Origin of the sequence: Polyangium mundeleinium (genome assembly GCF_028369105.1) — a bacterium.
Lineage (GTDB): Bacteria > Myxococcota_A > Polyangia > Polyangiales > Polyangiaceae > Polyangium > Polyangium mundeleinium.
Map to the genome: position 1 here is coordinate 7,715,429 of NZ_JAQNDO010000001.1, position 20,356 is coordinate 7,735,784.

General features: G+C 70.2%; 16 protein-coding genes. 5 read left to right on the forward strand and 11 right to left on the reverse strand.

What is annotated here, in order from left to right; all coding sequences use genetic code 11:
- Nucleotides 1-61: 61 nt before the first annotated feature.
- From POL67_RS30725 to POL67_RS30735, 3 genes are read left to right on the forward strand one after another with little or no spacing between them, the layout of a single operon-like run.
- Nucleotides 62-1,282 (forward strand): hydroxymethylglutaryl-CoA reductase, degradative, encoded by a 1,221-nt coding sequence (locus tag POL67_RS30725; protein ID WP_271923570.1) that lies wholly within the window; start codon nucleotides 62-64, stop codon nucleotides 1,280-1,282.
- Nucleotides 1,283-1,317: 35 nt separating this feature from the next.
- Nucleotides 1,318-2,406, forward strand: a complete 1,089-nt coding sequence (gene hisC / locus POL67_RS30730; RefSeq protein WP_271923572.1) for a histidinol-phosphate transaminase — start codon at nucleotides 1,318-1,320, stop codon at nucleotides 2,404-2,406.
- Nucleotides 2,403-3,548 (forward strand): tetratricopeptide repeat protein, encoded by a 1,146-nt coding sequence (locus POL67_RS30735; protein ID WP_271923574.1) that lies wholly within the window; start codon nucleotides 2,403-2,405, stop codon nucleotides 3,546-3,548. The genes hisC and POL67_RS30735 overlap by 4 nt, the downstream gene beginning before the upstream one ends.
- Before the next feature lie 2 nt (nucleotides 3,549-3,550).
- Here POL67_RS30735 and POL67_RS30740 read toward each other — a convergent pair whose 3' ends face one another.
- The 8 genes from POL67_RS30740 to nuoE all read right to left on the reverse strand — a co-directional run bounded on the left by POL67_RS30740 (nucleotide 3,551) and on the right by nuoE (nucleotide 13,514).
- Complete coding sequence (locus POL67_RS30740; protein ID WP_271923576.1) at nucleotides 3,551-4,558, reverse strand: hypothetical protein; 1,008 nt, start codon at nucleotides 4,556-4,558, stop codon at nucleotides 3,551-3,553.
- Nucleotides 4,559-4,765: 207 nt separating this feature from the next.
- The gene (locus POL67_RS30745) at nucleotides 4,766-6,298 is read right to left on the reverse strand and encodes an NADH-quinone oxidoreductase subunit N (protein ID WP_271923578.1); all 1,533 of its coding nucleotides are present in this window, start codon (nucleotides 6,296-6,298) and stop codon (nucleotides 4,766-4,768) included.
- Nucleotides 6,295-8,157 carry a complex I subunit 4 family protein gene (locus POL67_RS30750; RefSeq protein ID WP_271923580.1) on the reverse strand — a complete coding sequence of 621 codons (1,863 nt, stop codon included), beginning with the start codon at nucleotides 8,155-8,157 and terminating at the stop codon, nucleotides 6,295-6,297. Before POL67_RS30750 ends, POL67_RS30745 begins: the two co-directional genes overlap by 4 nt.
- Nucleotides 8,154-10,766 carry an NADH-quinone oxidoreductase subunit L gene (nuoL, locus tag POL67_RS30755; RefSeq protein ID WP_271923582.1) on the reverse strand — a complete coding sequence of 871 codons (2,613 nt, stop codon included), beginning with the start codon at nucleotides 10,764-10,766 and terminating at the stop codon, nucleotides 8,154-8,156. Before nuoL ends, POL67_RS30750 begins: the two co-directional genes overlap by 4 nt.
- A 1-nt stretch (nucleotide 10,767) precedes the next feature.
- Nucleotides 10,768-11,076 carry an NADH-quinone oxidoreductase subunit NuoK gene (gene nuoK, locus POL67_RS30760; RefSeq protein ID WP_271923584.1) on the reverse strand — a complete coding sequence of 103 codons (309 nt, stop codon included), beginning with the start codon at nucleotides 11,074-11,076 and terminating at the stop codon, nucleotides 10,768-10,770.
- Nucleotides 11,073-11,681 (reverse strand): NADH-quinone oxidoreductase subunit J family protein, encoded by a 609-nt coding sequence (locus POL67_RS30765; RefSeq protein ID WP_271923586.1) that lies wholly within the window; start codon nucleotides 11,679-11,681, stop codon nucleotides 11,073-11,075. The genes nuoK and POL67_RS30765 overlap by 4 nt, the downstream gene beginning before the upstream one ends.
- A complete protein-coding gene (gene nuoF / locus POL67_RS30770; protein ID WP_271923588.1) occupies nucleotides 11,678-13,030 on the reverse strand; it encodes an NADH-quinone oxidoreductase subunit NuoF in 1,353 nt (450 codons plus the stop codon). The genes POL67_RS30765 and nuoF overlap by 4 nt, the downstream gene beginning before the upstream one ends.
- 4 nt (nucleotides 13,031-13,034) lie before the next feature.
- Nucleotides 13,035-13,514: an NADH-quinone oxidoreductase subunit NuoE gene (gene nuoE, locus POL67_RS30775; protein WP_271923590.1), complete on the reverse strand. Its 480-nt coding sequence runs from the start codon at nucleotides 13,512-13,514 to the stop codon at nucleotides 13,035-13,037.
- Nucleotides 13,515-13,990: 476 nt separating this feature from the next.
- On the opposite strand from nuoE, the gene POL67_RS30780 reads away from it, so the two are divergent.
- Nucleotides 13,991-15,196 carry a zinc ribbon domain-containing protein gene (locus POL67_RS30780; RefSeq protein ID WP_271923592.1) on the forward strand — a complete coding sequence of 402 codons (1,206 nt, stop codon included), beginning with the start codon at nucleotides 13,991-13,993 and terminating at the stop codon, nucleotides 15,194-15,196.
- A gap of 2 nt (nucleotides 15,197-15,198) precedes the next feature.
- On the forward strand, nucleotides 15,199-15,696 hold the full coding sequence (locus tag POL67_RS30785; RefSeq protein WP_271923594.1) for a DUF2752 domain-containing protein: 498 nt from the start codon (nucleotides 15,199-15,201) through the stop codon (nucleotides 15,694-15,696).
- Between the two features lie 39 nt (nucleotides 15,697-15,735).
- Here the strand turns inward: POL67_RS30785 and POL67_RS30790 are convergent, their stop codons facing one another.
- The 3 genes from POL67_RS30790 to mutS all read right to left on the reverse strand — a co-directional run bounded on the left by POL67_RS30790 (nucleotide 15,736) and on the right by mutS (nucleotide 20,277).
- Entirely contained in the window at nucleotides 15,736-16,281 is a 546-nt protein-coding gene (locus tag POL67_RS30790; RefSeq protein ID WP_271923596.1) for a hemerythrin domain-containing protein, read from the reverse strand.
- A gap of 172 nt (nucleotides 16,282-16,453) precedes the next feature.
- Nucleotides 16,454-17,299 carry a serine/threonine-protein kinase gene (locus tag POL67_RS30795; protein WP_271923598.1) on the reverse strand — a complete coding sequence of 282 codons (846 nt, stop codon included), beginning with the start codon at nucleotides 17,297-17,299 and terminating at the stop codon, nucleotides 16,454-16,456.
- Nucleotides 17,300-17,634: 335 nt separating this feature from the next.
- Nucleotides 17,635-20,277 (reverse strand): DNA mismatch repair protein MutS, encoded by a 2,643-nt coding sequence (mutS, locus tag POL67_RS30800; RefSeq protein WP_271923601.1) that lies wholly within the window; start codon nucleotides 20,275-20,277, stop codon nucleotides 17,635-17,637.
- Nucleotides 20,278-20,356: the final 79 nt, after the last annotated feature.

Here is a 20,356-nt window from a genome sequence, read left to right on the forward strand (position 1 = left end):
GGAGGCGCGTTATCCCTTCCGAGCGACCATGCACAGTGACCCTCCCCTTCCCCTCCCCTCGTTGCGCCACTTCTCCATCCTCGAACGACGCGCCGAGGTCGCGCGCCTCGTCGGCCTCGCGCCCGCGGAGCTCGAACACGCGCTTCGATCGGGCGGCCTCGACGAGTCGACCGCGGACGCGATGGTCGAGAACGCCCTCGGCACGCTGGCCTTGCCGTTCGGCGTCGCGCCGGGCGTGCGCGTGAACGGCAAGGACTACCTCGTGCCCATGGCGATCGAAGAGCCGAGCGTCATCGCCGCTGCGTCGAACGCCGCCAAGCGCGCGCGCAAGGCCGGCGGGTTCGTCGCGGAGATCGATCCCTCGATCGTCATCGCGCAGATCGAGGTGCACGACGTTGCCGATCCTGCGGGCGCGCTCGCGCGGATCGAGGGCGCGGCCGCGGAGCTCGTCGCGCGGGCGAACGAAGCGATCGGCAACCTCGTCGCGCGCGGTGGCGGCGCGCGCCGCACCTCCGTGCGTGATCTCGGCGGCGGCATGATCGTCGTCCACGTGCACGTCGATTGCCTCGACGCGATGGGCGCGAACCTCGTGAATACCGTCGCCGAGGCCGTGGGCGCGCGCGTGGCCGAGCTCGCGCGCGGGACGCTCGGCCTGCGCATTCTCTCGAACTACTGCGACGAGCGGGTCGCCCGCGTGCGCGTCCGTTTGCCCGTCGAGGAGCTCGCAAGCACGCGGGTGTCCGGGCTCGACGCGGCCCGCGGCATCGCGCAGGCCTCGGCGTTCGCCGAGCGCGACGTCTACCGCGCGGTCACGCACAACAAGGGCATCATGAACGGCGTCGACGCCGTCGTGCTCGCGACCGGCAACGACTGGCGCGCGGTCGAGGCCGGCGCGCATGCCTACGCGGCGCGCGAGGGCAGCTACCGCCCGCTCGCCACGTGGCGCCTCTCGGACGACGAGCGCGCCCTCGAAGGGCAGCTCGCGCTCCCCCTCGCGCTCGGCATCGTCGGCGGCGCCCTGCGCGCGCATCCGGGCGCCCGCCTCGCGCTCGCGCTGCTCCGCGTGACGTCCGCGGCAGAGCTCGCCGCCGTCGCGGCCGCCACGGGCCTCGCGACGAACCTGTCGGCCCTCCGGGCGCTCTCGACCGAAGGGATCCAGCGTGGCCACATGGCGCTGCACCACCGGGCGACGGGCGGGCCCGCGGAGCGTGGTCCCCGAACGACGAACGGATCCGGGGCTTGCGAGCCACCCGCCGCGGGAGAGGTTAAGCTGCCGCGCTGATTCGCGCCGACGCGCGGATCTCGAGGTGCCCTCGCATGACCGCGCCCCGCTTCGCTCACCTGCTCCGCCCCGAGCTCGCGGACCTCGCCGCGTACGTCCCGCACACGGGCGACTACGAGATCCGGCTCGACGGCAACGAGGCCCCGCCGCTGCTGTCTTCGAACGCGCGCGCCGGCGTGGCGCAGGCGCTCGCGGCGGGCGGTCTCGAGCGATATCCCGATCCACGGGCGACCGAGCTGCGCGAGATGATCGCCGCGCACGTGGGCGCCACGCCGGACGAGATCCTCGTTGGCGCAGGCTCCGACGAGGTGATCGCGCTTCTGCTCACCACGCTCTCGCAACCTCGCGCGGGCGCCGACGCGGCGACGGTCCTCACGCCGTCGCCCACGTTCGTCATGTACCGGCTCAGCGCGGCAGCGCGCGGCATCCGCGTCCTCGAGGTGCCGCTCGACGAGCGCTGGGATCTCGACGTCGCGCAGATGCGCGCGGCGATCGAGGCCGGAACGCCGAACATCGTGTTCCTCGCGACGCCGAACAACCCGACCGGAAACCGCATGTCGGAGGATCGGATCCGCGCCGTGATCGAGGCTGCCGAAGGCGCGCTCGTCGTGCTCGACGAGGCCTACGTCGCATTCGCGCCCGCGAGCATCGCGCACCTCCGCCACGTGTACCCGAACGTCGCGATGCTCGGCACGATCTCCAAGATTGGATTCGCGGCGCTGCGGATCGGCTGGCTCGTGGGGCCTGTCGAGCTTGTCCGCGAGGTCGACAAGGTGCGCCAGCCCTACAACCTCCCCGCGCCCTCGCAGCGCGCCGCCACGTTCGTCCTGCGCGAGCTCCGCGCCGAGATCGATCACGTCGTCGCGCACATCGTCGGGGAGCGCGAACGGATCGGGCGGGAGCTCAGACGGATCGGCTTCGGGGTTGCGCCAAGCGACGCGAATTTCCTTTGGGTTGAAACGATGCGGCCGGCGAAGGACGTCTTCGAGGGGCTCGCGGCGACCAAGATCCTCGTGCGGAGTTTTCACGCGCGCGGCGGGCGCCTCGCGAACCGGCTGCGCATCACGATCGGCACCCGCGAAGAGAACGACAGGTTGCTCGAAGCGATCGCGAGGTTGACATGATCCGACGCCGCGGCTCGGCAGCGATCCTCGCCGCCGCGATCACGTTGCTCGGCCTCGCGGCGGGTTGCGGGGATCCGACGGTGATCCGCGTGATCGACGGCGTGCCCACGCAGGGGCGGTTCATCTCGTACGAGGCGTACGCGTATTACGCGCGCGGCACGGAGGCCGAGGCGCACGGCGATCTGCCGCTCGCGATCATGCTCTACCGCGGCGCCGCGGAGAACGACGCGAAGAGCGTCGAGGTCTGGACGCGTCTCGGCGCGGCCTCGTGCGCGAGCCCCGACGCGCGCGCTCTCGCCGGAGAAGCCTTCACCCGCGCCGAGGAGCTCGACCCGACGTACGAGCCCCTCGCCCGCGCACGCGCGCGCTGCGCGGCCGACACGGGGCACCTCGCCGAGGCGCTGAAGCACGCCGCACACGCCGTCGCGCTCGATCCCGGACAGGACGAGGCGGTCCTGCTCTACGCCTCGCTGCTCGAACGCGCGGGGCGCGCAGCGGACGCCGAACGCACGCTCGACGCGCTCGTCATCGAGCGGCCCACCTCCGTACAGGGATGGCTCGCTCGTTACGAGCTCGCGTTGCGCCTTCACGATGCGCTGACGGCCGAGCGAGCGGCGCGCGCTTTGCGCCAGCGAGCGCCTCGCCTCGCGACGCGCGTCGCAGCCGAGGTGCCAGCGCTCGCCCCGCTCGCCGAGGTCGACGCGGCACTCCGCGCCGGCGACCTCGACGCCGCGCGAAAGGCCGCGCGTCGCGCCCGCCTGCCCGCGCCGGAGCTCGCCGTGCGTGCCGCGGCGCTTGGCCTTCCGCGCCTCGCGCGTGATCAGGCCGAGCTCGTCCTCGGCGCCGATCCCTCGTCGAGCTCCGCGCGGATCGCGCTCGCCGTCGCCGCGGATCTCTCGGGCGACACGGCCCTGCTCGCGACCGCACTCGACGCCCCGAAGGACACGCCCACCGTGGCGCCCTCCTCGCTCGCGCGCCTGCTCTTCACCGACCTGCTCGGAAGGCGTGCGGGCCGCGACGCCGCGCGCGCCTTCGCCGGATCGGACCTCGTTTCCCGCGACGCACCCTCGCCCGATCCGCTGCTCGAAGCCGCTCGCAAGCGCGTGCGTGCACTGCTCGCGCCTTCGAGCAAGGGCGCGTAGCGCTACTTCTTTTCGACCTTCTCCGGAGGAGCTTTCTCGTCCGCGGCCTTCTTCTCGTCCGCGGCCTTCTTCTCGTCCGCGGCCCTCTTCTCCTCCGCCGCCTTTCGCCTCACCTCGGGATCATCCTTCGTCGCGTCGTACTCGAGCGTCAGATCGAGCGTGTTGTCGCCTTCCTTCAGGGTGATCCGCTGCTCGACGACCTTGTCGATCGACGGGAGGAACGCGCTCACGCGCACCTCACCGCCGACGGGGACGCCGGGGATCTCGTATTGCCCGTCGAGGCCCGTAATCGCGTGGGTCGCGTAGGCGAGCACGTAGACGTCGGCCGTGAGGAACGGGTTCGGCAGCTCGTCGCGCAGCATGTAGTGCCCGGGCTCGAACGTGTAGAGCTTCACGGGCGAGCCCCCCGGCACGGCCACGAGCACCGCCTTCTTCGGCGCGCCGTCGACGTACGGCATGTAGCTCTCGATCTTGTCGATGTTCGCGACCTCGATGCGTTGGCCGAACGTGAGCGCCATCGTGCGGCGCGAGAAGGCGCAGCCGTGGATGGTGATCTTCGCGGCCTCCTCGCGTGCCGGGACGAACCCCTTGTAGCCCGTCACCGCGACGAGCACGTCGGCCGCTGCGCCCTCGAGTCCGACGCGGAAGAGCTTCCCGTACGTCGCCGAGGCCTCGCCGCACTTGCCCGCGGGGAACTTGAAGCTCGTCGCAGGCGGCGCATCGCCTTTGATGCGCACCGTGCCGCGCACCGTGGCCTTGGGGCCCTCATACGGTGCATCGTTCTTCGGGTTCACGACCTTCGCGATGTCCGCGTCGGAGCGACCGATGCCGTTCGGGATCGGCCCCTTCAGCGCAGGCGCCGCCGAAGCCTGCGGCGCAGCGGATCCCGGCGTCGCTTGCTGGCTGGTCGTCGGCTTCGCGTCGTTGGCCGTGGGCGCGGCGCCGTTCTGGCAGCCCAGCGCAGCGAGGCACGGGACCACGAGGAGCCAGGCCATCGAAGTTCGGTTCATCGCCCCGGGCGTGGGCAAGCCCTGCGCCGCGCTGGATCGCAGCCGTTTCGAGGGAGCCCGCCGCAAACCCTGCCAACTGAGTTGTCGGATCATGTCAACCTCGTTGCCATACCCCCGGCGACGCTGCAAAACAGCCGCCGCCGGGGCAAGGAACCTGTCTGAGGGAGGAAGCGAGGAGAGCGAAGGGAGCCCGAAGGCCCCGCGGTGTCAACGCGTGGCGAGGGCCGCCTCGACCGCGATCTGCAGCGACGTCGTCGGCCACAGGCCGAGCACGAGCACGAGGACGCCAGCCACGACGAGCGCCGTCGCGACGTACCCCGAGCGCATCGGCTTCGCGATGGGCGCACCAGGCGCGGGCTCGCGCATGTACATGTAGACCATCACGCGCAGGTAGTAGTACGCGGAGATCACGCTGTTCAGCAGCAGGATGACCGCGAGCGGGTAGAGCCCGGCGCCGATCGACGCCTTGACGATGTAGAGCTTGCCGAAGAAGCCCGCCGTCGGCGGCACGCCCGCGAGCGAGAGCAGGAAGAGCGAGAACGCGAAGCCCGCGGCCGGGTGCCGCTTGCCCACGCCCGCGAGATCCTCGTAGCTCACCGCCTCCGCGCCGCGGCTGCCCATCAGGATGAGCGCGCCGAACGCGCCGACGGTCGAGACGGTGTACGTGAGCAGGTAGAACATCACGCTGCCCTGCGCATCGCCGCCCGCGCGCATCGTCGCGACGACACCCACGAGCACGTACCCCGCATGCGCGATGCTCGAGTACGCGAGCATGCGCTTCACCGACTCCTGCTGGCCCGCGACGAGGTTCGCCACCGTCATCGTGAGCACCGCGAGCAGCGCGACGACCGGAGGCCAGCCCGCCGCCCACGACTCGAGCCCGCCTTCGCCGAACCCGCCGATGAGCACGCGGAGCATCGTGGCGAACGCCGCGCACTTCACGGCCACGGCCATGTACGTCGTGGTCGGCGTCGGCGCGCCCTCGTAGGCGTCCGGCGTCCACATGTGGAACGGCACCGCGCTCACCTTGAACGCGAGACCTACGATGATGAGCACCGCCGCCGTGATCACGAGCGCGAAGTTCGGACCCTTGCCCGGCTGCGCGTTCGCGATCGCCTCGCGGATGCCCGCGAGATCCGTGTGCCCCGTCGCGCCGTAAAGCAACGCCCCGCCGTAGAGCAGGAGCGCGGCCGCGAACGACCCGAGCAGGAAGTACTTCACCGCGGCCTCGGTGCTGCGCAGCGAGGCACGGCGGAAGCCGACCATCGCGTACACGCCGAGCGACATCGTCTCGAGCCCGAGGAAGAGCGAGAGCAGATCCCCCGCCGCAGCGAGGATCATCGCGCCCACGGTCGAAAAGATGATGAGCGGGTAAAACTCGCCGCGATCGAGCCGATGCTCCGGCAGGTAGCCGCCCGCGAGCAGCGCCGCGAGCGCGCCGCCGAGGCAAAGCACGAACTCGAAGAACAGAGTGAAGCGGTCGACGATCACCCAGGGCGCGACCAACGACGCGCCCTCGAGCTTCTCGGGACCCACAAACCAGATCGCCGCGGCGAACACCGCGCCCGCGAGCAGCGTCACGGCCGTGCCGAGCGAGAGCTCCGACGAGGGACCCGCGTCCCTGTCGTCCGACGTCTCGTCGACGCGGCGCTTCGAGAACGCCTCCGCCACCATCAGGAGCAGGCCGCCGAGGCTGACGATGAGCAGCGGCGACAGACCGAGGAAGAGCCCCGTATTCACTGCGCCACCTTCCCTTCACCGCCGAGCGCCGCCTGCGAACCCTCGCCGCCCGCCGCCGGCTCCTCGGGCTGCACCTTCTTCGGCATGCCCTTCAGGAACGCAGGCGAGAACGTGTCCTCGGGCAGGAGCTTCGCGTCACGCTCGTCCGCGAACAGGATCGCCTGGCCCGATACGACCTTGTACTGGTTGTGGTGGAGCAGGATCGACTCCTTCATCCGATCGAGGAAGATCGAGGGGAAGAACCCGATGACGAAGATCATCAGCACGAGCGGCGCGAGCGCGAGCGACTCGCGCACCGTGAGATCGGGCAGGTGCTTGTTCTTCGGGTTCGTGAGCGGACCGAAGAACATCTTCTGGACCACGTAGAGCATGTAGACCGCCGCGAGGATCACGCCGGCCGCCGCGCCCACCGTGTGGATCCCGGCGAACTTGCCGAGCCGCTCGGAGAGGAACGTGCCCATGATGACGAGGAACTCGCCGACGAACCCGTTCGTCCCCGGCACGCCGACCGACGCGAACGTCACGATCAGGAAGACGACCGTGTAGAGCGGCATCACCTTCGCGAGGCCGCCGAACTCGTCCACCTCACGCGTGTGGCGCCGATCGTAGATGACGCCGACGAGGAGGAAGAGCGCGCCCGTCGACACGCCGTGGTTCACCATCTGGAGCACCGCGCCCTGCATGCCCATCGGCGTCGCGCTGAAGAGCCCCAGCATCACGAAGCCGAGGTGCGCGACCGACGAGTACGCGACGAGCCGCTTCACGTCCCGCTGCTTCCACGCGACCAGCGCGCCGTAGAGGATGCCGCCCAGGATCGCCACGCCCGCCAGGTTCGCCGACAGGTTCGAGGCCGGCCCCGGGAAGAGCCCCATCGAGAAGCGCATGTACGCGTAGGTGCCGAGCTTCAGCATCACGGCGGCCAGGATCACCGAGCCGCCCGTCGGCGCCTGCACGTGCGCGTCCGGCAGCCACGTGTGCACCGGCCACATCGGCACCTTGATGAAGAACGCCAGCGAGAAGGCCCAGAAGCAGATGAGCTGCGCGCTCTTCGGGAGCACCACGCGCGAGAGCGCGAGGTAGTCGAACGTGAAGTCACCCGTGAGCTTCTGGTGCGTCCACACGAGGTAGATGATCGCGGCCAGCATCAGCACCGAGCCGGCCATCGTGTAGAGGAAGAACTTGATCGCCGCCTTCACACGATCCGCGCCGCCCCAGATGCCGATCATGAGGAACATCGGCACGAGCATCAGCTCCCAGAACACGTAGAACAGGAAGAGATCGAGCGCGAGGAACGCGCCGATCATCCCGCCCTGCAGGAGCAGGAGCGCGAAGCAGAACTCCTTGATGCGCGTCTTGATCGAGCCGAACGACGCGTACGCCGCGATCGGCGTGACGAACGTCGTGAGGAGCACGAGCCACAGGCTGATGCCGTCGATCGCGACGTGGTAGCGGATGCCGAGCGTGGGCATCCAGTCCTTGATGTACTGGAAGTGCCAGCCCGCGGTCATCGGGACGGTGAGCAGCCAGAGGGACGCGACGAACCCGATGCCGAGCACCACGTACGTGAAGCCGCGGAGCAGCGAGAGCATCTGGCGCGGGATGAAGAGCACCGCCGCCGCGCCCACGATGGGCAGCACGATGAGCAGGTTGAGCAGGTGGGGCCACTCGCCCGGGACCTTCGCCGCCTCCACCGCGCCTTCGGTCGGCCAGAGCCAGATCACGAAGAGCGTGGTGAGGGCCGTGATGAGACCCAGGCCGGCGCGCTGCTTCGTCGACGCGTCGCCCCGCGGGACGAGCGCGCCGAGGATGCCCGCGCCGATCGCAGGCCAGTACTGAAACATGAGATCGAGCGGGCTCATTGTGCGCCTCGCGGGTTGATGAGCCCGGGGATGTCCTTCGCAGGAATGCTACCGCCGCCCGCCGGCACCACCGTCCCAGGCACGAGCGGGACAGGCGCCGCGGAGGACGGGAAGCCGCGGCCAGGCCGCGTGATCGGGAACGAGTGAGTCGCCTCCTGCGCGAACGCGTTGCGCACGTGCAGCTTGACGTCCTTCGTTTCCCCGGGATTGACGTTGATGCGGACCTCGCGAACCACGCCGAAGTCCTTCTGCTCCGTCCCCGTGCCCTCCCAGCGGTACGTGTAGCCGGGGCCGGGCGCCGCCGAGATGACCACCTCGCCGGCCGAGCGGAGCTTCGAATCGTCGACCGTCGCGTCAGCGTGGGGTCGGACCAGGAAGAAGCCCACGCCCGCGAGGCCGAGGGCCATCGCCGCGCCGTAGACCTGCACGCGGCCGGTCTGGAACGTGCGGAGGACCGTCCCGAAGAACGCGACGATCGCCGCCGTGAGCTTCGCGAGGACGCCGTCGATGAGCCACTTGTCCGCGGCCGTGAAGATGTCCGCGAGCGCGTCCACCATCCCGACGACCACCGCGTCGTAGAGCTCGTCGATCCGCCACTTGTCGTAGATGAGCCTGTAGAGGCCCGGCGCCGCCTTCTTGAACGACTCCTCCGGCGCGCCGCCCTTGTTCAGGTACACGACCATCGCCGCGCCCGTGCCGCCGAGGAACGCCGCCACGCCGGGGCCCATCATCGGCCACATGAGCTTCTCGACGCCCTCGGCGCGCAGCACGACGACATCGTGCGCCCGCGTGAAGACCGGCGAGAGCATGTGCCCGAGCGGCTCGATGTGGATCGGCTCGGCCATCAGGAAGCCCGCGAAGACAGCGAAGAACGCGAGCACCATGAGCGGGAGCGTCATCGCGAGCGGCGACTCGTGGGGCTTCGGCCCCTCGAGCGGCGTGCCGTCGTCGTGGTGATCGTGGTGATCGTCGTGGCCATGATCGTCATGGCCGTGGCCGTGCTTCGGCTCCTTCCAGCCCGCGACGATCTTCCACCCACGGAACTCGCCGTGGAACGTGAGGAAGTAGGCGCGGAACATGTAGAACGCCGTCATCGTCGCGGCGACGACGCCAACCCAGTAGATCCCCTGGCCGAGCCACGAAGGCCACGTCCAGAGCGGCTCCATGCGGCCGACCTCCGGCGCGACGATCTTCGTGGAGAACGCGCGCCACAGGATCTCGTCCTTCGACCAGAAGCCGGAGAGCGGAGGCGCGCCGGCGATCGCGAAGCACGAGAGCAGGAACGTCCACCGCGTGATGGGCATGAACTTCTTCAGGCCGCCCATGTTGCGGATGTCCTGCGACTTGTCCGTGTCGTGGATCCGCGCGTGCATCGAGTGGATCACCGAGCCGGCGCCGAGGAAGAGGCAGGCCTTGAAGAAGGCGTGCGTGAAGACGTGGAAGAAGCCCGCGGAGAACGCGCCCACGCCGACGCCGATGAACATGAACCCGAGCTGGCTCACCGTGGAGTAGGCGAGCACCTTCTTCAGGTCGTGCTGGAACAGGCCGATCGACGCGGCGAAGATCGCCGTGGCGCAGCCGAGCACCGCCACCGTCGCCATCGCGGCCGGCGACATCAGGAACACCGCCGACGTGCGCGCGACGAGGTAGACGCCCGCCGTCACCATGGTGGCCGCGTGGATGAGCGCGGAGACCGGCGTGGGGCCCGCCATCGCGTCCGGCAGCCAGACGTAGAGCGGGATCTGGGCGCTCTTGCCGGCGGCGCCGAGGAACATCGCCAGGCCCACGAGCGTCGACGCGTAGACCTGCACGCCCTTCTCGGGCAGGAACAGGTGCACGATCGCCTTGTACGCCGCGTTCGCGCCTGGGTTCGCCGCGTCCCACTGCGACTCGATGGGGAGGTTGCCGAAGGGCCAGATCGTGACCGGATCGAGCAGGTTCCGCGCGTTCGCGTTGATCTCCGCGAAGCGGAGCGATCCCGTGTAGTAGAGCAGGATCGCCATCGCCACGAGCAGACCGAAGTCGCCGATGCGGTTGACGATGAACGCCTTCTTGCCCGCGGTCGCGTTCTTCTCCTCGCCGAACCAGAAGCCGATGAGGAGGTAGCTGCAGAGACCGACGCCCTCCCAGCCGACGAAGAGCACGGCCATGTTGTCCGCCATGACGAGCGTCAACATGGCGAAACAGAAGAGGTTCAAGTACGCGAAGAACCGGTGGTAGCCCGGGTCCTTCACCATGTACTCGCTCGAGTACAGGTGGATCAGGAACCCGACGCCGGTGACCACCAGCATCATCGTCGCGCTCATCGCGTCGACGCTGAAGGCGACGTCGATGGGGACCGTTTGTCCCATCCGCCCGTTCAACGAGAACCAGCGCCAGGCGGTCCACGCGAGCGTGCCGCCGCCCTCCCCCTTCGGCAGAAGGAGGAAGGTGGCGAGCGCCGCGATGAACGAGCCGCCGAGGGCCGAGAGGGCCATCAGGCGGACGCCAGCCTTGCCGAGCCGCTTGCCAAAGACGCCGTTCACGAAGGCGCCGATGAGCGGCAGGGCGAGGACGACCGCGAGGAGCGTGAAGTTCGTTGCGGGAAACTGAGCTTTGAGGGCTTCCACGCTAGTTCCTCAGGAGATCGGCGTCGTCCGAGCGCACCGTGCTGCGGAGCCGGAAGAACGCGAGGACGATGGCCAAGCCGACCGCGGCCTCCGCCGCGGCGATGGCGATGATGAAGAAGGTGAAGATCTGCCCGGTGTGACCCCCCACGTGCTGGCGGTTGAAGGCGACCAGCGTGAGGTTCACGGCGTTCAACATCAGCTCGATGCTCATCAGGAGCACGAGTAGGTTGCGTCGGATCAGGAAGCCCACCGCGCCCGTCATGAAGAGCACGGCGGCCACGATCACGAAGTACTCGAGCGGGACGGTCACGACCTCGCCTCCTTGGTCTGGCCTGCGGTGCGTGCGTTGGGTGAGGGCGCCTGGCTCGGCTTCGCGTCCGCCGCGGGCAGCAGCGTGGGATCCACCTGCTTGCCACGCGCGACCGCGACCGCGCCGATGACGGCCACGAGGAGCAGCGCGCCCGAGAGCTCGAACGGCACGAGCGCTGTCGAGAAGAGCTCGTGCCCGATCGACTCGATCGTGCCGAACTGCGGCGGCGCGGCCGGGAGCGCCGTCGGCGTGCCCGACTGCGTGCGCATCACGAGCACCATCGCGCCGAGCCCGCTCACGAGCATCGCGGCCGCGCCCACGTAACGCGCCACCGCGCCCCGCGCGTCGCGCTTCGACTGCGCCGACGGGCCGAGGAGCATGATCACGAACAGGAAGAGGATCACGACCGCGCCCGCGTACACGAGGAGCTGGATCGCCGCGAGAAACTCGGCGGCCAGCATCAGGTAGAGACCCGCGATCCCGATGATCGTCGAGAGGAGGCCCATCGCCCCGCGGATCGGGTTCTTCGCGCCCACGGTCACGATCGCGCCGAGCAGCGCGATGACCGAGCAGAGGCCGAAGAACGCGAGTTCGAGTTTGTTCACAGCGCGAGCCTCCCCGTCCCGGACTTGCCCTTCGTGCGCACGTGCTCCTCGAACTCCTTGCGGTACTTGCGCAAGAAGCCGAGCGCGGGCATCGCCGTGCCCTCGCCGAACGCACAGATCGTGTTGCCCATGATGTTGTCGGCGATCTCGTGGAGCCGATCGAGCTCCTCCATCGTGGCCTCGCCGTGCACCATCCGATCGAGGATGCGGAAGAGCCACGCGCTGCCCTCACGGCAAGGCGTGCACTGGCCGCAGGACTCGTGGCGGTAGAACCGCATCAGGTTGTGCATCGCGAGCACGATGTCCGTGTTCTTGTTCAGCACGATCGCGCAGCACGTGCCGAGCATCGTCCCGAGCGCGCGGTACGTCTCCACGCCCATCGGCACGTCGAGCACGTTCTTGCCGTGCCAGCGGTGCAGCGGCGACTTGGGATCCGGCGCGTTCACCGTCTCGTCGGGCCGCAGGATCGGGCAGGACGAACCGCCGGGGATCACGCCGAGCAGCTCGCCGCCCTTCACGCCGCCGCCGAGGTCGTAGATGAGCTCGCGCAACGTGAGCCCCACGCACGCTTCGAAGACGCCGGGCGTGTTCACGTGACCCGAGACGCCGTAAAGCCGGCAGCCGCCATCCTTCTGATCGTGCAGATCCGAGAGCTTGGAGAAGGCGTCGCCGCCCATCGCCAGCGCCACCGGCACCGCTGCGATCGTCTCGAGGTTGTTCACCGTCGTCGGCATGCCGAACGCGCCGGATTGCGCCGGGAACGGCGGCTTGAGCCGCGGCTCGCCGCGCTTGCCTTCGAGCGAGTTGAGGAGGCTCGTCTCCTCGCCACAGATGTACGCGCCGGCGCCCGTGTGCACATAGACCTCGACGGGGTAGTCGATCCCGAAGGGCTTCGCGCCGAGGTAGCCCTTGGCGCGCGCCTCCTTGATCGCGCCCCAGAGGCGCGCCTTCGACAGGTGCAGCTCGTCGCGGACGTAGATGTACGCCGCGTGCGCGCCGATGCCGAAGCAGCCGATGATGCAGCCCTCCACCACCGCGTGGGGATCGAGCTCCATGATCGTCCGGTCCTTGAAGGTCCCGGGCTCGCCCTCGTCGGCGTTGATGACGAGGTAGTGCGGCTTCTCCGGCTTCGGGGGCCACGGCATGAAGCTCCACTTCACGCCCATCGGGAAGCCGGCGCCGCCGCGGCCGCGGATGTTCGCGGCCTTCATCTCCTCGACGAGGGCCTCCCGCGGCATCGAGAGCGCGCGCCTGGCCTGTTCATAGCCCCCGTCACGCTCGTACACGGGGAGCGTCCACCCCTCGGGGACGCCATACCGCTTCGTCAGATACGTCGTTTGTCGCAGCATGGGGTCACTTGATGAGGCGGTCGAGGATCCGATCGACCTCGGCCGTGGTGAGGTTCTCGTAGTAGTCCTTGTCGACCTGGATCATCGGCGCAGTACCGCACGAGGCGAGGCACTCCGCCGTCCGCAAGGTCACCTTCCCGTCCTTCGTCGTCTGCCCGACGTGGATGCCGAGGCGCTTCTCGCAGTGGTGGAGGATCTCGTCCGCCCCGCGGAGCGCGCAGCTCAAGGTCCGGCAGACCCAGACCTGGTGCTTGCCCACGGGCTCCTTGTTGAAGAGCGTGTAGAACGTCACCACGCCCTTCACGTGCGCGGCCGACAGGTCGAGCCGAGCCGCCACCCACGCGACGACGTCGTCGGAGATCCACCCATTCTGCTCTTGGCAGAGATGGAGGACGGGGATGCACGCCGCCTGGCGGTTCGGGTAACGCGAGAGGATTTCTTCGACGTGCTTCTCGCGGTCGGGAGACAATGCGAACTTCGTCATGTTCGTTCGCCAGCAGGGCTAGGGGTGGATCGAGGCGGCGGCAAGCGAGCACGTAATCTTCGTGCTCGACTTCGAGCCCCTCCGTCGGGCCACGAGCCAGACCGGAAGGAGAACGAGCCGCCCGAAGGGTTTTGCCCGCGTTTCGCTCGGGCCCCTTCTGCAGGCGCGCGCACGCTAGTGAGCGACCCCCGGTTGTGTCAAGGCGCGCCGCTCGCCATGCCGAATCTTTCTGCTTTTCCCACGCGCATCGGCGCGCCCGAGCACACCCGAGCGGGGCGTCGTTTCATGCGAGCGACGCGCCTTGCCCTCGCCGCGCGCGCGTTTGCTCGCTCGCAATCTCACGTGCGTCACGCGATCGATCTCTGACGACCCCTTGCGTTGTGCTTGAGAAGTGGAGCGGACCTCCACTACGCTGCCGGCCGCCGCGCGTCCTTCGCATTGGATCGAATGACGCACGGCGCCTCGGGAGGTGGTTCGTGTTCTGTCCGAATTGTGGGACACAAAACTCGGAGACGGCGACGACGTGCACGAAGTGCGGCTTCAACCTGAAAGGAGCCGCCGCGCCGAAGTTCAAGGGGACGATGCTGATGAGCCAGCAGCCCCCGACGCCGCCCGCGGGGGCCATGCCGCCGCTGGCGCCGCCGCCGCCGATGGCGCCGCTGCCGGCCGCTGCGCCGCCGCCGCCGCCAGGACTGCCGCCCGGCGGCCCGACGTTGGGGGATCAGGGCCTCGCGGGCACGGTGATCGGCGTGCCGCCCGCGGGCCTCGGCCCGACGGCAGCCCCGCCGCTGGCCGCGCCCCCGCCCCCGCCGGGATATCCTGGGGCCGGCGGATTCGAGCCGCAGGGCGGGCTCGGGAGCACGATCGCGATCGATCAGATCCCGAACTTCACGCCTCCCTCGCCGAACCCGCCCGGCGTGCCGCCGGGGCCGCCCTCGCCCGGCGCGTTCCCGCCCCCGGCGGGCCCGCCCCCCGGCGGTGGCTTCGGCGCACCTCCGCCCGGCGGACCCATGGGCGGCTACGGCGCTCCTCCGCCCCCTGCGGGCGGGTACGGCGCTCCTCCGCCCGCTGCAGGCGGGTACGGCGCTCCTCCTCCCCCTGCAGGCGCCGGGTACAGCGCTCCTCCGCCCCCTGCGGGCGGGTACGGCGCTCCTCCGCCCGCAGGCGCCTACGGCCCGCCGCCCGGTGATCCGAGCGCGATGGGCGCTCCCGGCGGCTACGGCGCGCCTCCGGGCGGCGCGTACGGCGCGCCTCCCGCGGGCGCCATGGTGGCCCCTGGCCAGTACCCCGGCGGCGCGATGGGCGCCCCGATGGGCATGGGCGGCCCGATGATGGGCGCGCCAGGCGGCGGCATGGGCGGCATGCGCGGAACGACGCGCAACCCGACGACCGCGCTCCTCGGCACGCTCTTCTGCTGCGGCATGTACCACCTCTTCGGCGGCTACGGCATGCTGAACGAGCTCAAGGCCTACACGAAGGACGAGTCGCTCCAGACGTGGCACCTCTTCGTCCCGATCCTGAACCTGCTCATGATCCTGAAGCTGCCGGAGCTCGTGGCGCGGGCGAAGCAGCAGGCCGGCTCGCGCAACCCGCAGTCGGAGAGCCTCGTGATGTACATCCTGCTCTTCCCCTACGCGCTGGCGAAGGACCTGAACCAGGTCTGGGATCCGAACGCGGGTTGATCGTGCAGGACGAACCGGGGCGACGCGCGGACGAACCCGTCGCCGCCCCGGTCCCTCTTCACGCCCCGTACCCCTCCCCCGTCCCTCGTCTTTCCCCACCACGACCGCAAGGATCCGCGCTCGGCCGCGCCGCGCGCCTCGCCCTCGTCGGCGCCGCGTTTGCCGTCGCGGTCGCCGTGCGTTTCCCGCTCTGCCCGTTCGCGCTGATCACGCGCCATCCTTGCCCCGGCTGCGGCCTCACGCGCGCGGCCCTCGCCCTCGCCACGGGAGATCTCCGCGAGGCGATCCACTTCCACCCGCTCGTGATCCCTGTCGTCCCCGTGGTCGCACTCCTCCTCCTGCAAGGAAGCTACAACTACGTGCGCCACGGCCGCTGGTACACGTTCGCGTTCCAGCAGACGCGCTTCGTCACCCTCGGCTCGATCGTCCTCGCCGTCGCCATGATCGCCGTCTGGTTCGCGCGCTTCTTCGGCGCCTTCGGCGGCCCGGTCGCCGTGTAGCCGGGCTGCGTTCGTTGGTCCACCAAGGAACTCCGCGCCTCAGATCGCCCCGCGCGGCGCCGGTCCACGTATCCCTCGGCGCATGCGTGGCTCCGCCCTGGACGCGTCCTCCGACGGACGCGTCTTCAACGTGCGCGTCTCGTCCGCGCCCGCGAGCAGCCGGTTGTACGAGCGCTCGATCTCCTCGCCGAGCACGTCGAGCTCCTCGTCCGTGAGGCTGCGCTTGAGCTTCGGGAACACCACGTCCTCCTCGACGTCCGCGTGCTTTTCGAAGCGCTCGCGCAGCGCCGCGATCACCGCGGCGAACTGCGGCGCCGAGCGCGACATCGCGAGCGCGATACGCGCGGCGTCGAGGATCCGTGTGTGCTCTTCGCGCGCCTCGCGCACCCGCGTGTCGTCGCCGAGCCTGCTCGCGCACGCGATGTAGACGTACGCCTCCTCGACGCGGACGTGCGCCTCGACGGCGCGGAGCGCGGCGTAAAACGCCTCTTCGCTCCCCGCGCCGACCGGCGACGCCTCCACGAGCCGCGACAGCAGCGCGCAGACGTCGCGGTGCTGTTGCTCCAACAGATCGAGTGCATCCATGAGCCCTCTCCTCCAAGCCGTCGCTACGGCGGCGATCTCCGCCTATGCGCCCCGCGGGCGGAACCGTGAGCGAAAGCCGCGCAGCGCGGGCGTCTATGGCAAGGAGCGGGCCCATGGCGGGCGCGCACGGCGTGCTCGATGCGCCGTCCGCTGCCGCGTGGCGGGTGATCTCCTACCCTGCGAGTGCCGCGGCCGCCCCGGCGGCCTTCGCGCGCGGGCGCCTCAATCCGGAGAGCGCGCGCCGCATCTCCGCCGCGCCCGAGAACCGCGCGTCCGGGTGCTTCGCCAGCGCGCGCGAGAGGAGCACGTCGAGCGCGCGCGGCACGTTCCGAAGCTCCGCGCGCAGCGGCACCGGCGCCTTGCGCACCGTCGCCACCGCCACGTCCAGGTCCCCCTCCCCCCGGAAGGGCAGCTTCCCCGACACCGCGTAGTAGAGCAGCAGCGCCGTCGCGAACAGATCACTCTGCGCTGTGATCGCGCGACCTCGTGTCACTTGCTCCGGCGACATGAACCGGATCGTCCCTACGAGCGCGCCGCGGCTGTCCGCCGTCACCCCGTCCCCCGTGTCCACACCCGGCTCGTGGGCGAACCCGAAATCGAGCAGGAGCACCCGCGTTTCGCCGCTGGGCTCCTCGGTGAGCAGGACGTTCTCCGGCGTGAGATCCCGGTGCACGATCCCCGCCGCGTGCACGGCTTCGAGCCCGGCCAGGATCCGGTCCGTGATCTCGAGCGCGCGCCCGATCGACAGCGGCCCGTCCTCGCGCACGACGGCCCCGAGCGTCCGGCCCCGATAGAGCTCCATCAGGTAGTACGGCCGCCCGTCGCTCATGTGCCCGTGGCCGAGCACCGGCGCCACGTTCGGGTGAACGACCCGACGCGTGAAGGAGATCTCCCGCTCGAACCGTGCGTGCACCCCCTCGTCGTTCGCGAAGCAGGCTCGCAGCGTCTTCAGCGCCACGCGCCGGCCCGTCGAGATCTCGCGGGCCGCGTACACGAGCCCCATCCCACCTTCGGCCACGACGCCCTCAAGCACCAGGCCCGGCACGTACGGAACTCCCTGATCCCCCTTAGGGCCGGGGAACGGGGCGTCGTTCGTCGGGAGGAGGTCCCGGGACAATCCTTGGGTGGAGTTCGGAGACGTCATGATCGGGGCAGCAGGTCATTTCTGCACGCTCCCCGTCAGGAATCACCCGAAAAGTGCATCCGCACCTTGCCCGGCTCGGATCAGGACCGTCCTCAACGTTCCCCGGCGCAAGATGGACGGTCAGCACACGTCCCGGCTACAGGTCCAGGAGGCCCGTGCACCCGCAGAGCCGGATCGCTTGCTTTTTCCCGCGGCCGCTTTTGGCGTGTTCAGGAGGGCAGGAGCGACTTCAGGCGCGCGACGAACGTGAGCGCGTCGAGCGGCGTCAAACGCTCGACCTCCACGGCGCGCAGCGTTTCGAGGACGGGCGCGGCCGCATCCGTGTCGGGCTTCGCCTTCGCGAACAGGTCGAGCTGCACCGAGCCCTGACGGGTGCGTCCTCGCATCGTCGCGTGTTTGCCCGAGGGCAGCGGCGCGCCGGCTTCGAGCGTCGCGAGGATCGCCTTGGCCCGCGCGAGCACCGGCTCGGGCACGCCCGCGAGCCTGGCGACCGCGACCCCGTAGCTGCGGCTCGCCGGCCCTCGCACGAGCTTGTGCAGGAAGACCACGTCGCCGCCGTGCTCGCGCGCCGAGACCGACCAGTTCGCCACGCCGGGCCCGTGCTGCGCGAGCTCCGTCAGCTCGTGGTAGTGCGTGGCGAACATCGCGCGGCAGCCGACCGCGTCATAGAGGTGCTCGGCCACGGCCCATGCGATCGCGAGCCCGTCGTACGTGCTCGTGCCACGACCGATCTCGTCGAGGATCACGAGCGATCGCCGCGTCGCGTCGCGCAGGATCGTCGCCGTCTCGCGCATCTCGACCATGAACGTGCTCTCGCCGCGCGCCACGTTGTCGCTCGCGCCCACGCGCGAGAGCACGCGATCCACGACGCCCACCCGCGCCGCCTGCGCTGGGACGAAACTCCCGGCCTGCGCGAGGATCGTGATGAGCGCGACCTGGCGCATCAGCGTCGACTTGCCCGCCATGTTCGGGCCCGTGAGCAGCCAGAGCCTGTCGCCACCGAGATCGAGCGTCGTGTCGTTCGGCACGAAGCGACCCGCCGCGGCGAGGCGCTCCACGACCGGATGCCGCCCGCCCTCGATCACGAGCGCCTCGCCCATGTCCACCGCCGGCCGCACGTAGTCCTGCCGATGCGCCACGTCCGCGAGCGCTGCCGCCACGTCCCACGACGCGAGCGTCCGCGCGAGCTTGCGGATCCGCTCCGCGTTCTCCGCCACGAGACGCACGAGCCCCTCGAAGATGTCCGTCTCCCGCGCGAGCGCGCGTGACTCGGCGTTCTCCAGACCGTCGGCCAGCTCGTCGAGACGATCACTCGTATAACGCTCGCCGCCGGCCACCGTCTGCTTGCGCCGGAAGTCCGGCGGCACCTTGCCGAGGTGTGTCTTCGTCACCTCGATGTACCAGCCGAACACCCGCGTGAAGCGGATGCGCAGCGAGCCCGCGCCCGTCTTCTCTCGCAGCTCCGCTTCGAGCTTCGTCATCTCCTCGGCGCCGCCGCGCGCGAGCCTGCGTTGCGTCGCGAGCTCCGCGTCGTACTCCTCCCGGACGAACCCGCCTTCTCGCGCGAGCGCCGGCGGCCTGTCGACGAACGCCGCCGCGAGCTTCGCCGCGAGTTCGGGCAACGTGTCGACCTCCGCGCCGAAGAGCTCGCGCGCTTCTCCATCCGTGTCCACGATCGCCCGCGTCGCCGCCACCGCGGCCGGCGCCGCGAGCAGCCCGTCCCGGAGCGCGCCGAGATCCTTCGGCGTCGCCTCGCGCAGCACCGTACGCACGCTGAGCCGCTCCAGATCACCGACACGCGCGAGCGCCTCCCGCAGATCCCCCCGCGCCCGCGGGTTCTCCACGAACGCCTGCACCTCGTCGAGCCGCCGCCGGATCGACGCCACGTCGAGCAGCGGCGAAAGCAGCCTTCGCCGCAGGAGCCGCGCCCCCGCCGGCGTCACCGTCGCGTCCACCGTCTCGAGCAACGTCCCCTTCCGCGACCCGTCCGCCCCTCGCACGAGCTCGAGGTGCACCTGCGCCGTCTCGTCGATCCGCATCGTGGCGGTCGGGTCGTACGGCGCGATCCTCCGCACGGGCAGCGGATTGCCCGGCGTGCACTTGTGCGCGAACCGGAGCGCCCGCGCCGCCGCCCGCCGCGCCGAGAGCGGCAGCGTCGATGCCGCCTCCGCCGCGATCGGCTCCGCCACCGCCCCGTCGATCGTGGCCACCACGTCTCCATCGTCGAGCGGCTCGTCGTCCCGCAGCACCGCCCGAGGCGCCGCGAGCCCGGCGCCCTTCTTCACGTCCGGGTCGAGCCCCCCGCCCACGAGCACCTCCCGCGGATCGCACCGGGCGAGCTCCGCGAGCAAGGATGCGAGATCCGGAATGGTCCCGGCCGAGAGCTCTCCCGTCGAAAGATCGAGCAGCGCAATCCCGCGTTCCGCATTGCCGGACTCGCTGTCCACGGCGACGAGGTAGTGGTTTGCCCGCGCGTCGAGCTGCTCCGTGTCGGTCACGAGCCCCGGCGTGATCACGCGGACCACCTGGCGTGGCACGATCCCCTTTACCGTCGCGGGATCGGCCATCTGCTCGCAGATGGCCACTTTGTGCCCGAAGGCGAGCAGGCGGGCGACGTATCCGGCGGCCGCGTGGTGGGGCACACCGGCCATCGGTTCTTCGTCGGGATTCCCCTTGTTCCGGCTTGTGAGGGTGATGTCGAGGAGGCGCGCCGCAATGACGGCGTCCTCCCGGAACATCTCGTAGAAATCCCCCATCCTGAAAAACAGGATTGCGTCGGGATGGGCAGCCTTCGCCTCCTCGTACTGCCGCATCACGGGGGTGATCTTCTTGCCGTTGCTCCGCGCTTGCACGGCCCCCCCTTACCATGGTTTGCCCGGTGGGTCCGCTTCGTTTGTCCAGGGCGCCCCGGAAAAACCCTGCACCTCGACA